This is a genomic window from Corynebacterium sp. MSK074 (assembly GCF_030229735.1).
Taxonomy (GTDB): domain Bacteria; phylum Actinomycetota; class Actinomycetes; order Mycobacteriales; family Mycobacteriaceae; genus Corynebacterium.
This window is the reverse complement of the sequence record NZ_JASPIX010000002.1, coordinates 197,104-209,166: the sequence shown is the minus strand read 5'-3', so window position 1 is coordinate 209,166 and position 12,063 is coordinate 197,104. Positions and strand designations below refer to the sequence as shown.

Genomic DNA, 12,063 nt, shown 5'->3' with positions numbered 1-12,063 from the left:
TTACGCGAACATTGGGGATATGTTATCTAAGTAACAGCTCACTGTCTAGATGTTTCCGAGATCCAAGGCACAATGGAGTCATGTCTAACCCCATTCGCGTCGTTGGCGCCGTCTTCCACGACGGCGAGCGGTTCCTCGCCTGCCGCAAGAAACCAGGCAAGCCCCTAGAAGGCCATTGGGAATTTCCGGGTGGAAAGATCGAGCCTGGCGAAACTCCTGAGCAAGCTCTAGCGCGAGAAATTCGCGAGGAGCTCAACCTCATCGCCGAGGTCGGCCAGAAAGTGACGACAACAACCTATGAGTACGATTTTGCGACCATTGAGCTAACCACTTTCTACTGCACGCTTGTCGACGGCGACCTACGCCTGACCGACCATGACGATACAAGATGGGTTACCTCCGCAGAGGCCGCGCATCTGACGTGGGCCCCCGCTGATATCCCGGCAGTAGAAGCTATTACTTCTAGTCACAGCTAAGAAAAGAAAGATTCTTCCTTTCGTATTTGCCTTCTGCCAGCATGCGGCGGATATCCTCTGCTAAACGCACTACCAATTGCGGGTCGGATTCCGCTAATGCTGCGATTTCCTGCGTTGCCTTCCCTCCGTTTGTCGTTTGTCCTTCATAGGAGGGTGGCGCCGAGTAAAGATCAAAATATTTCCGGCTCACGCCATTGACATTCCTAAATTTAGGACCTGGCTGGAACTCGGCTCCATACATGACTCCCCTGGCCAGAAGATTGGAAACCCGAGATATTTCCTCCTTAGGTCCTGAAGCCGGCCATCCTAAACGGATTCCGATTTCAGCCACCAAAAGAATCTCATCTCGTAGCCACTTTGGACTTCTCAATCCATTCTCCAATCAAAAGGGATAAAAATTTAGACTGCAGGGATTGCACTTCTTAATCGAGTTCAAAGTCTCTGAGGAATGCAAACAATGAAGATCACTTTAGGACAACACCGTCTGGAGAAAATTAATTCGCCAATCCTTGAATCAGCCAATTTGCATTCCGAAGCCTTTAAAATTTGGTCATTATGAGTACTAACCCCGACTCTTCCCTACCTTTCGGCGTTTACGAGACCCCTATTACGGCCCGAATCCGTGAACGCATGAACGAAACGTTAAGCCAACATCCTGCTGCAGGATTCGGTATTGGAAGAAGCTCCGACGAAGAAGCTCATGGCCGCTATACCTCGGCGGTTTCACACCACATTGGTTCACTTCTAGAACGACGGCTATACGCTTTGAAGTCACCCGAAGATCGGATTGCCCTAATCAATAACATCGCGCTTCTACTGGGCGAAGATGAGGAAATTGATTCCGAGGAACTCCTCTTCGCCGTATATAACTCCGGATTGGCGGAACCTCCCCTGCTCCCGGATGTTTCGCTCACCAAGAGTGCACTATTCACCAATGCCCAGGGAGAATCTAGTTTAACCAGCGAAATCGAGAGAGAAATCAAAACTGCTGATTCGGTTGATCTGCTCTGTGCGTTCATCAAGAACTCCGGCATCAGCGTTCTTGATAGACAACTCGAGTACCTTCGCGATAACGAGATCCCTTTCCGTCTACTCACTTCTACCTACTGCGGTGCGTCCGACGCAGCCGCACTCAAGCGATTGGTTGAGAAGTATCAGGCCGATGTAAAGATTTGCTATGAGCATAAATCGACTCGCCTTCATGCCAAAGCTTGGCTATTCCGCCGAAAATCCGGATTCGATACTGCCTTTATCGGCAGTTCCAACCTTTCACGATCTGCTCTCGTCGATGGTTGGGAGTGGAATGTCCGCGGGTCTAACACTGCGACTCCGGAAGTAATCGATAAGTTCATCAAGACATTCGATAGCTACTGGCACGACAGCCATTTCAAGACCTTCGAGCCAAATCGCGACATGGAGAGACTCGAGCGGTCTCTCCGCGTTGCCAAGGGTGGTGAGGCCTCCGGAGCACTTCGTCAACTGGAGCTATCTGGACTAGAGGTGACGCCTTATCCCTACCAAGAAGAGATGCTCGAGGCTCTACGGTCAGAACGAGAAGTAAAAGATAGGCATCGGAACCTACTGGTTGCTGCGACAGGAACAGGAAAAACGGTAGTTGCCGCATTGGACTACCGAAACCTATGCGAACAATGGAAGCGACGTCCTCGGTTGCTTTTCGTTGCACACCGAAAGGAAATTCTTCAACAAGCCCGTCGTACATTCCAGGAAGTGCTCAAAGACGCGGACTTTGGTGAGCTACTAGTCGACGGCGCTGAGCCCCGCCGATGGGACTATGTTTTCGCCAGCGTGCAATCTCTCAGTGCTTCTCGTTTACAAAAGCTAAATTCAGAGCATTTTGATGTCGTAGTAATCGACGAGTTCCATCACGCACAGGCCCCCACCTATAGAGCACTTTTGGACCACTTTCAGCCACAAGAGCTCTTGGGTTTAACAGCAACACCAGAACGTGGTGATGGCGAAAACGTCCAGAAATACTTTGACTATCGCGTAGCTCATGAACTGCGTTTGTGGGACGCATTGCGTCTACAGCTTCTAGTCCCCATGCATTACTACGGGATTGCCGATGGAACGGATCTTTCCTCATTGACATGGAGCCGAGGAAAAAAGGACTACAACACCGAAGAGCTCTCCGAGTTCTACATCAAAGCGGGAGAAAAGCGCACCCGCTTCATTGTTAACGAGCTAAACCGACGCATCTTCGATCTCTCAGATATGAAGGCTATCGGGTTTTGCGTCACGATTGCTCACGCAGAATATATGGCGCGCCAATTCCAGCAATTTGGCATCCCAGCGCGAGCGGTCACAAGCGATCTCACCGCCACCGAGCGTGCTCAGGCCATTAAAGATCTGGAGACTGGCGACGTCAAAGTCCTGTTCTCAGTAGATATATTTAATGAGGGCGTTGATATCCCTGCTGTAAACACCCTTCTTTTGCTCCGCCCGACACAAAGCCCTGTGGTCTTTCTACAACAACTGGGTCGCGGTCTTCGTCTATCTCCAGGCAAGGACTCCTGCGTCATTCTCGATTTCATTGGCCAGCAGCATGTCGATTTTGATTTTGAGAGAAAGTTCCATGCCTTAACCAGAAAACGCGGCAAGCGCTTGGTTGAAGAAATTGAACAGGGCTTTCCCACCGTCCCACCGGGTTCGCATATTCAATTCGATCAATCGACGACCGAGCAGGTTCTCCGAAACGTCAAGAAGGTCTCACGAAATTCCTTACGCAAAGTGCGGGCATTGCTCTCGGAAATTCGAACCACAAATCTCAAAGAGTTCCTTGAGGATTCTAACCTGCAACTAGAGGATATCTACCGCCCGTCGAAATATTCGTGGACACGGCTTCTTCGAGAAGAAGGCCTACTAGAGCAAAACGCCGATGAGACCGAATCATTTCTACTTAACCGAATTCGAGTCTTCCTTCACGTCAACGATCCACACCGAATCGATGCCTATCTGCGCATCCTTTCCACCCCAAGTCTTCACTACGCCGACATGGAGCCATCCGACCAGGCCTTCACCCGAATGCTCGTACTCGGATTCTGGGCAAACTCAAATTCTCCGCACCCTGGTTCCTATGACGCGGCCCTGACGATTTTGCGCCAATACCCACAAGTTGCTTGGGAGTTGAAACAGGTTATGCAACTGAGCAGTGACTCCTCGCGTATCGTTCCACAGCATAGCGATAGTTCAGTTTTGGAAACGCATGCGGATTACTCGTTGGCCGAGCTTATTGGCGCTTTAGAGTCAGGAAGCCTTCAGCAGCTTGTAAACCTGCCACGCGAAGGTGTGAAATATTTTCCCGATATCAACACTGATCTTTTCTTGGTGACGTTCCAAAAGGACGAACAAGTTAGTGCCTCCACGAACTACCGAGACTATCCAATATCACCCGATCTCTTGCACTGGGAATCTCAATCAACAACGACTTTGAAATCAAAGGCGGCTAGGCGATATATCGGCCATCAGGAACGTGATGGGAAAATCCTCATTGCCTCGCGCTTTACCAAGAAAAACGAAGTAGGGACAGCGAGCGCATATACCTACCTCGGTGCAGTGGATTATGTTTCCCACCATGGAGAAAAGCCGATTCAGTTTGAGTGGAAGCTCCAAAGGTCGATGCCCAAGGCTCTCTATACTGCGGGAAGAACGGTGGCTTAAATCTCCGCTCGGGGAATTGAATTTCTCGTTTTCCTGATACTAGGCAGCACTCTCCCTATAGTGATTAGAAACACAATGAATCGAGAGGGTGCTATGAACCAGACCAGCGAATCGAGTTCCGCCCGGCCTGCAGGGGGCAAGCACGACACAGAATCAACCGACCAGACAAGAGTGAAATGGACCCTGATCGGTCCGGGGCTAGTTGCGGCAGCGACGGGTGTCGGCGCAGCCGACCTAGTTGCCACCATGATTGCCGGTCAACGCTATGGCTACGCTCTCCTGTGGGCGGTCATTATCGGAACAATAATGAAAATTGTGCTGGTCGAAGGTGTCGGGCGGTATAGCCTTGCTACCGGAAACACCATGTTCCATGGCTGGCGCGAGTTGGGACGGTGGACTTCCTGGTATTTTGCCCCTTATATCGTTATTTGGGGCCTTGTCTACGGTGCCGCATCGATGTCCGGCGCTGGCCTCGCCCTCAGCGCTCTTTTCCCAGGTACCAGCCTAGAAATGTGGGCAATTTTTGCCGGAATAACCTGCTTCACTCTAACTTGGCTTGGGCGGTATCAGCTTTTTGAGAAGCTATCAGCCATCTTGGTCGGAATCATGTTTGTCACCGTGGTGGGTATCGCAGCCATTACGGCCCCGAACCTTCCCGAAGTCATCGGTGGTTTGGTACCACAGATTCCAGATGGCTCCTTCGTCTATGTGTTGTCCATCGCTGGCGGAGTCGGCGGCACAATTACGCTTGCCGCTTATGGCTACTGGCTGAGAGAAAAGGAATGGTACACGCCAAAATGGATGCAAGTTATGCGCATGGACAATGCGGTGGCTTACGCTGTTACCGGAATTTTTGTCTTGGCCACACTCGCACTGGGTGCCGAACTACTCTACAGCGCCAACGTCGCGGTCTCCGATAATGATCAGGGGCTCGTTGATATGGCAGACGTTCTCGAGGACCGCTACGGAACGTTCATGTCTAAGTTGTTCATCGTCGGGTTCTTCTCCGCCGCGTTCTCTTCCTGCCTTGGTGTTTGGAACGGTGTATCCCTGATGTTTGCCGACTACATAGGTCACCTCAAAAAGATCCCGCAAGGCGATCCCCGAACCAGTACTGGTGGAAAGTACTACCGCGCTTACCTCATCTGGTTAACCTTCCCACCAATGCTGCTTTTGCTCCTTGGAAAGCCAACCGGCCTTATCATCGCCTACGGAGTCCTGGGCGCTTTGTTTATGCCGTTCTTAGGCCTTACGCTTTTGGTGCTGCTGAATACCAAACACACCCCAAAGCAATGGAGAAACGGTTGGATCGTCAACACGTTGATGGCGGTAATCTCCGTTGCCTTCGTTTATCTATGCGTTTCCCAATTGGCTGAAATTCTCTAGCCGAGAATAAGTGCCTACTTCCCCTGCGGCACTCGCTTCGGCTTGTTCCCCACCCCGGCGTGCGGGTCGCGGCCGAATGCCCAGGCAATGATGCCGATGAAGGCGATGGCACCGCAGACGGTGAAGGCGAGGGGGAAGCCGGAGGCGTCGGCAAGCAGGCCAATGAGCATGGGGCCCAAGATTTGGCCGAAGTCTCCGGCCATCTGGAAGGTGGATAGCACCTTGCCGCCGGAGCGGTCATTTCCCACAATGTCTCCCACCGCGGCCTGTTGGGAGGGGTTGATAAGCCCGGAAGAGGCGCCGGCGAAGGCGGAGACGAGCAAGAGGAACCACACGCTGGTGGCCATGCCCATAAGCACCATGAAGATGGCGGAGCCAACGAGGCCGATGAGGATAAGTGGTTTGCGGCCGTGGATATCGGACCACTTGCCGGAGAACTGCAACACGATAGCGTTGCCGGCCGCAAAGACTGCAAGCGCCAGGCCGGAGGCGGCCGCGCCATTGTGGAAGATGGAAGCGGCAAAAAGCGGCAGGACAGATACGCGCACGCCCATGTTGATCCAGCTATGGGCGAAGTTGGAGGTCAGCACCGCGCGATAGGCGGTATCGCCCCAGGCCTCCTGCAGGCGCATGGGTGGCAGCTTATCCTTGCTGGCTTGTTTGTGGTTGACGCGGGGCATTTGCCACCAGACGACGAACGCGGCCAGCGCCACGCCCACGCCGTAGATGAAAAATGGCCAGCGGAACCCCAGGAAGGACAAGCTGGCACCAAGAACGGGGCCGGCGACGTTACCGAGCAGGAAGGCAGTGGCGTAGGTGGCAGAGCACTTGCCGCGAATCGTCGGCGGGGACATGCGCACGATCAGACCCATGGCGGAGACGGTGAACATGGTCGAGCCAATGCCGGCTAGGGCGCGCAGGGCCACGATGTGCCAATAGCTTTGGGCGATGGAGACTAGGCCCGTGGTCACCGCGACGGTCATGAGCCCGATGAGATAAACGCGGCGCGAGCCGACGCGATCCACAAGCGTGCCGGACATGGGCGCGAAGATAAGGCGCGAAGCGGCGAAGATGGAGACCACAAGGCCCGCGGCAGCCATGGAGACATCGAAGCTCACCACGAACTGCGGAAGCAGCGGGGCGATGAGGCCATAGCCCAAAGCGATAATAAAGGCGGCGGTAACCATGACCCAGATTTCGCGCGGAATCTTGGGCGCTTCCTCGTGTTCTACTTCCCCACTGCGTGTATTCATCATATCGGCTGCAACTCTAATCCTTGGTGTCAGGGAAAGCCATTTGCGGTTTATGTTCGAACAAACGTTTGTTTGTGGTGGGGTTGTGTCCGCGTTGGGTTCTAGTGTGATGGCCATGCACAACGTACAAAAGAAGTTTCCCCAGCCCACCGCAATGAACCTACCCCAGTCCGCTTCCGAGATTGCGGCGGACTTGCTCTACCACGAATATGACACCATCAATTCCATCGCTGCCATCATGCACCATCCGCGCTCCCTGGCGCGCCCCACTCCCACCTGGCGCCCACCGATAAAGCAACTGCCGACGCCCGCCGGTGGACCGGGCGGAGAGTATTGCATGAGCATTACCCGCCACCGCGTGGGTGCGCGCGTGAAGGCCCGCGTGCGCGGCTTTGGGCAAGACCGCATTCCTGCCTATCTGATCACCATCCGCATTACCGAGAACTTTGGTCAGCCGGTAGATCCGGCCGTGGCCGAGGGCTGGGTGCGCACGCTCGTGCCGGCAGAGATGGTAGGTGCAGTCCACGAGGTCTCCCGTGGCCCGAATGCCACTTATGTGTGGCTCGTGGATAGCTCCTATCAGCCGGTCCACTCCCCCGAGTCGCTCTTCGCCGGCTTCAGCCAAGCCGCCTAGGCGGTCGCGCGCTGTTGTGTTGACTGCGCAGATGCGTCTGACTCTGCATGCGGGTCAGGCGCGTGGAGCACCTTCCTCATCACCTCGTGGTTGAAGGTCACCGTGTAGTGCCGGGCAATTACCTTTGGCATAAAGCGCAGGACCAAGCAGGCGATGAGGACGGTAAAGACCTTATCCAAAATGTCCGAGGTAAGGCCCTGCAAGATGATGGCCAGGCGCTCGTCTTGGAAAATCATCTCGTAGAACTTGGTGAGGTTTTGTGGCCCCTTGCGTGGGTGACCACTGAAGGAAAAGATGAGTACGTACACGCTCATCACGCCGGAGCCGATGCCTATTCCGAGGCCGGAGAAAATGATCCAGGACAGCTTGTTGAATACCCCGCGGCGAGCCAGCAGGCCTACTGCGGCACCGATTAAGATACCTACGGGCGCAAAGGCGAGATTATAGGCAAAGTACGCTCCGCCCAATACGGTGGTGGTAAGCCCCGTGGCCATGCCGAGCACGGGACCGGCGATGATGGCGACGATGGCGGTGCCGACAGCATCGAAGAACATCGGCACCTGCGTGCGCACCGTCAACGAGCCCAACAGCAGGTTGATGGAGGCGCCGAAGATCGGATACAGGAGGATGCAGTTAGGCACCAGCCCATGCTGCGAGGTATATAGCAGCACCGCGGCCGCTAGGAGGAGAACCCAGACGCTGGCGGTCAGGTAGGACTCGAAAGTCATATTTACCGTGGAGTACACCCCAAAGACGGTGCAAAACCACGCGGCAAGCGAGAGTGCCACGGCTACTACAACAAGGACGTAGCGCCACGTGGTATCGCGGGTCATCGCCATGGTCTTCTCCTCCTCACAGAGCTAGGTTTAGGGCGGATTTCCAGCTGCAGGCTGGGGACGCCCTAAAGCCTAATTGGCGGCGCGCGAAAGTAGCAACACAAAAGGGCCCCTAAAACGGGAAAGGCCCAGCCCGGCCGCGGAAGGCGGCGGGGCTGGGCTATGGGGAGGCGGGGATTATTTTTCGTCGGCTGCGGGGGCGGCGGATTCGTCGTCCAGGTCGGCATCGTCGCCGTCGAAGAAGTCCTCGTCTTCGTCCTCGTCGTCTTCGCCGAAGATGTCGTAGACGTCAGGTTCTTCGTAGTCTTCGTCATCGAAGGAAACGAGCTGTGCTTCCCAGTCCAGGGCCTGCTCGGAGACGAGGCCTAGGACATCAAAGAGGCGATCGAAGTCGGTGTAGGTGCCAAGCTCAAGGGCCTCGGCGGGAACCTCCACGATGGGAACGTCATCAAACTCGGCGTTATCAAAGAGGGCGAGGCGGTCAGCCTCGTCGAGGTCCTCATCCTCTTCGTCCACTTCCCACGCGAGGGCGACTGCCTCATCCTCCATGTCATCGAGATCGTCTTCGTCGAAGTCGAAGGCAAGGAAGCGCACGATGGCGGACGGGACGCCGTCGATGGTTTCCACGAGCACGCGCAGCTCCGAGTCGTTGGCCACTTCAGCCACGACGAGGTGCGGGTTGAGCTCATCTTGGGCAAATTCTAGTTCCGCGATGCGCTCATCGGTGCCTTCCAGCAGGTCCCGCAGGACGGTGACCACCTGGTCGGTAGCGATGTGGCGGGACACCGCCTCCACGGCATCATCTACAGAGAAGGCGACGGAGACGAGGACTGCCTCGAATTCCTCATCGTCTTCATCAACATCCGCCGCGGCAATGTAGACGTTCGCGGCGGGAAGAAGCGGATCGATTTCAATAAATTGGATTTCCAGATCAGAGGTGATTGGAACGAACATGACGTCATCGTTGACGCGGGACTCGATGCCCTCGGCATCCAATGCAGAAGCAATATCTTCGAAAAAGCTCATGGTGGTTTAAAATCCATCCTTCGGAAGCAGAGGTTCCCACGGTAGGCAAGCCGCCGCCCGCGGTCACTGTGGAGTCTACCGTTATTCCCACCCGGATGGTTGGAAGCCCAAGGATCTCACCAGCTCCGGGCGCCCACTTCCCCACTCCAACATATGGTATCCCTCCCAGGCTTGCCGCTTGAGCTCGTGCGGCGCGTGCTCAATATAGGCCTCGGCATCGAAGATCATGGTGGCGCGCTGAGTGGACCCGTAGCGCGGCCAGCTCATCTCCGGGCGGCCGCCATGGATGAAGGCAGACCAGTGTTGCTGCATGGTGGCGGTAAGTTCTTCCATCTCCGCACGCGAGCCCCAATTGGTAAGGAAAGACGCGCGCGAGGAGTAAGGGTCACCGAAGACATTGCCCAGCTCCATCGAATGCATGGCTCCTAGGCCCAGCCACTTGAGCACGGCAGAGGCGAAGTCGAAGCGATACATCCACGTTGGTGCCGCCTGCGCATGCGCGGTGGCGATGCGGGTGGAGGGTGCCCAAAAGAGGGCGTCGGCAAGCAGGTGCGCAAAGTCCTCCCGGGCCACCGCGCCGTCATAGGCGGCGACGACTTCGGGGGCGTGCTGGGGATCGAAGGAAGCCAGGAGGCGCAAGGCGGCGCGCTCGCGGGAGCTTTGACGCTGGAAGAGGAATTTACCAAAGCTAGCCTCGTCCGAGTTCGTGCCGATGAGCAGCGGAACCTGGTGCTGGTGCCCATTTTCAAAGGCAGCTATGGGGTGTTCCGGAATGAGCTCATCATCCACCGTGGGCGCGTAGCAGGAATTGAGGTGAATGAGCTCGCCGGCCCGCCACATCATGGATTGGCCCGAGCGCACCAGATCGGCAAAGTTTTCCTGGCGCAGGTCCTCCACCGAGGTGCGCCGGGGCAAGGCCATGCGGTGGACCAGCTCGCGCGCCCACAAGGTGGACTGGGCGCGGGAATGGATCATCGCAATCGGCGGGGACTGGGCGATGGCGCGGTGAAAGAGTCCCTCCGCGGCCGGGCTCGTCATGAGGGTGAGAACCGCCGCGCCCCCGGCCGATTCCCCCATGAGGGTGACGGATTCAGGATCGCCGCCAAAGGCCGCAATATTGTCGCGCACCCACTGCAACGCCAGGATCTGATCGGCCACCGCCGGGTTAGCACTGCAGTCCCCACCCAGGCTGCGCAGATCCAAATAGCCCAGGGAGTTGAGGCGGAAGTTAATGGATACGTAGACCACCTCCATGCGGGTAGCCAGCTCAAAGCCGCGGAGCATGAGCATGTGCGACGAGCCCATGATGAAGCTGCCTCCGTGCAGGTAGACCACCACAGGAAGCTTCTCTTCGGTGCGCGGGCGCACGATGTCGAGGTGCAGGCAGTCCTCGGAGCCGATAATGCGATCAGTCCAGGAGTACGTGGGCTGCGGGGCCGGTGGGCCGAATTGGCTGCAATCGCGCACGCCATCCCAAGCCGGTGCAGGCTGCGGGGCGCGGAAGCGGTTGTCCCCGGCGGTGGTATCGCCAAAGGGGATGCCGCGCCAGGTGAGCACCGGACCGGCGCTAATGGGGCGATCGGTGCGCAGGTCCTCCTCTATAACGCCGCGCACCCACCCGGAGGTAGTGCGCACGGTGAGCTCATCTGCCAGGGCGTTTTGGGCCTCTTCGTGCGCGCGGCGGGCGCGTTCGTGAGCCTGCTCCGCTTTCAGGCGCGCCGCCGCGAAGGATTCCTCCAGAGGGAAACCCCCGGAATCGCGGTTGTTCTCGTGCGGCGTAACCATACCCACTAGCTTAGGTCGCTTGCACGCCCTCGGCGATCTCATTACGGCGCAGCGGCGCATAAATAGAGCCTTTACTATGCTGGGCGCAGATAAGTTTTAGCAAAAGAGAAGGAAAAAATGGGGCTATTTACTAAAGACAAAAAGGACAACTCCGCCGAGGTCGATACCGTCGATACCTATGACATCGATCCGGAAGATACCAACCGCTTTACCTCCGCGCTCCTCAATTCCCTGGACCGCGCAGTGGCCGTGCAGTCCGGCGTCATCATCAAGTACGTCGAGAACTTAAAGAAGCGTAATAAGGACGCGAGCCCGCAGCAGCTACAGGAGCTCATTGACAAGCACTTCCTTAATATCACCTCCGGCACGGGTGCGGCCGCGGGCGCTTCCGCTGCCATCCCAGGTGTTGGCTTGGTAACCGGCGCAGCTACCATCGCCGGCGAATCCGTGGTCTTTTTGGAGGCGACCGCGTGGTACATCTTGGCTTCGGCCTACCTGCATGGCGATGACATCAAGTCCCCCGAGCGCCGCCGCGCCCTTGTACTTTTGGTGCTGACCGGTTCGAAGGGCTCCGCTTTGGTGGATACCTTTGTGGGTGATCTCAATAGCGTGGCGGGCATGCGCTCGGCCGCTAGCCTGTCCCGTTTCTCCGGCCCGACGCTGTCTGGAATCAACGGCCGCCTGACCAAGCTTTTTACCAAGCAGATCACCAAGCGCCTGGAGTGGGCGTGGATCAGCAAGCTCATGCCCATGGGCATCGGCGCCGTGCTCGGCACTACCGCCAACCGCAAGCTGGCCAAGCAGGTCATCGAGCACGCCAGCGAGCAGCTTTCTCCCCTCACCCAAGCCTAGGGGTAGCCGGGAACCGATAAGTGGGGCAATTGATACCCCTAACATAGTGAGTTTAGGGGTATGACCCGTATCATGTAGGCAGACTCTTTGGCGAGTGACGCATGCGCTCGTGCAAAGGCCGCACTAAAGTCGAATAA

General features: G+C 56.5%; 10 protein-coding genes. 5 read left to right on the top strand and 5 right to left on the bottom strand.

From position 1 onward, the window contains the following. Positions 1-80: 80 nt before the first annotated feature. Entirely contained in the window at positions 81-476 is a 396-nt protein-coding gene (locus QP965_RS03015) for a (deoxy)nucleoside triphosphate pyrophosphohydrolase (RefSeq protein WP_284836440.1), read from the top strand. Here QP965_RS03015 and QP965_RS03010 read toward each other — a convergent pair. Continuing rightward, entirely contained in the window at positions 463-807 is a 345-nt protein-coding gene (locus QP965_RS03010) for a hypothetical protein (protein ID WP_284844045.1), read from the bottom strand. The two genes, QP965_RS03015 and QP965_RS03010, sit on opposite strands and share 14 nt — an antisense overlap. Positions 808-1,031: 224 nt before the next feature. Here QP965_RS03010 and QP965_RS03005 point away from each other — a divergent pair, with 224 nt between their 5' ends. Beyond that, positions 1,032-4,154 carry a DEAD/DEAH box helicase gene (locus QP965_RS03005; RefSeq protein WP_284844046.1) on the top strand — a complete coding sequence of 1,041 codons (3,123 nt, stop codon included), beginning with the start codon at positions 1,032-1,034 and terminating at the stop codon, positions 4,152-4,154. A 93-nt stretch (positions 4,155-4,247) separates the two neighbouring features. Then, complete coding sequence (locus QP965_RS03000) at positions 4,248-5,540, top strand: Nramp family divalent metal transporter (protein WP_284836438.1); 1,293 nt, start codon at positions 4,248-4,250, stop codon at positions 5,538-5,540. 14 nt (positions 5,541-5,554) lie between these two features. Here QP965_RS03000 and QP965_RS02995 read toward each other — a convergent pair whose 3' ends face one another. Further along, positions 5,555-6,796, bottom strand: coding sequence for an MFS transporter (locus tag QP965_RS02995; protein ID WP_005323494.1), 1,242 nt, complete (start codon positions 6,794-6,796; stop codon positions 5,555-5,557). A gap of 112 nt (positions 6,797-6,908) precedes the next feature. Here QP965_RS02995 and QP965_RS02990 point away from each other — a divergent pair, with 112 nt between their 5' ends. Continuing rightward, positions 6,909-7,427 carry a hypothetical protein gene (locus tag QP965_RS02990; protein WP_239191617.1) on the top strand — a complete coding sequence of 173 codons (519 nt, stop codon included), beginning with the start codon at positions 6,909-6,911 and terminating at the stop codon, positions 7,425-7,427. Here the strand turns inward: QP965_RS02990 and QP965_RS02985 are convergent. From QP965_RS02985 to QP965_RS02975, 3 genes are all read right to left on the bottom strand, one after another. Further along, the gene (locus tag QP965_RS02985; protein ID WP_284844047.1) at positions 7,424-8,266 is read right to left on the bottom strand and encodes a hypothetical protein; all 843 of its coding nucleotides are present in this window, start codon (positions 8,264-8,266) and stop codon (positions 7,424-7,426) included. The two genes, QP965_RS02990 and QP965_RS02985, sit on opposite strands and share 4 nt — an antisense overlap. A 174-nt stretch (positions 8,267-8,440) precedes the next feature. Further along, the gene (locus QP965_RS02980) at positions 8,441-9,289 is read right to left on the bottom strand and encodes a hypothetical protein (protein ID WP_005323497.1); all 849 of its coding nucleotides are present in this window, start codon (positions 9,287-9,289) and stop codon (positions 8,441-8,443) included. An 81-nt stretch (positions 9,290-9,370) separates the two neighbouring features. Next, on the bottom strand, positions 9,371-11,074 hold the full coding sequence (locus QP965_RS02975; protein ID WP_284844048.1) for a carboxylesterase/lipase family protein: 1,704 nt from the start codon (positions 11,072-11,074) through the stop codon (positions 9,371-9,373). 117 nt (positions 11,075-11,191) lie between these two features. Between QP965_RS02975 and QP965_RS02970 the strand changes: the two genes are divergently transcribed. Then, the gene (locus QP965_RS02970; protein ID WP_005323499.1) at positions 11,192-11,926 is read left to right on the top strand and encodes a hypothetical protein; all 735 of its coding nucleotides are present in this window, start codon (positions 11,192-11,194) and stop codon (positions 11,924-11,926) included. Positions 11,927-12,063: the final 137 nt, after the last annotated feature.

Coding starts and splice junctions, on each gene's coding strand:
- QP965_RS02985 (WP_284844047.1), bottom strand. CDS start 8,266: ATGGCGATGACCCGCGATACCACGTGGCGCTACGTCCTTGTTGTAGTA.
- QP965_RS03005 (WP_284844046.1), top strand. CDS start 1,032: ATGAGTACTAACCCCGACTCTTCCCTACCTTTCGGCGTTTACGAGACC.
- QP965_RS02980 (WP_005323497.1), bottom strand. CDS start 9,289: ATGAGCTTTTTCGAAGATATTGCTTCTGCATTGGATGCCGAGGGCATC.
- QP965_RS02990 (WP_239191617.1), top strand. CDS start 6,909: ATGCACAACGTACAAAAGAAGTTTCCCCAGCCCACCGCAATGAACCTA.
- QP965_RS03000 (WP_284836438.1), top strand. CDS start 4,248: ATGAACCAGACCAGCGAATCGAGTTCCGCCCGGCCTGCAGGGGGCAAG.
- QP965_RS02975 (WP_284844048.1), bottom strand. CDS start 11,074: ATGGTTACGCCGCACGAGAACAACCGCGATTCCGGGGGTTTCCCTCTG.
- QP965_RS03015 (WP_284836440.1), top strand. CDS start 81: ATGTCTAACCCCATTCGCGTCGTTGGCGCCGTCTTCCACGACGGCGAG.
- QP965_RS02970 (WP_005323499.1), top strand. CDS start 11,192: ATGGGGCTATTTACTAAAGACAAAAAGGACAACTCCGCCGAGGTCGAT.
- QP965_RS02995 (WP_005323494.1), bottom strand. CDS start 6,796: ATGATGAATACACGCAGTGGGGAAGTAGAACACGAGGAAGCGCCCAAG.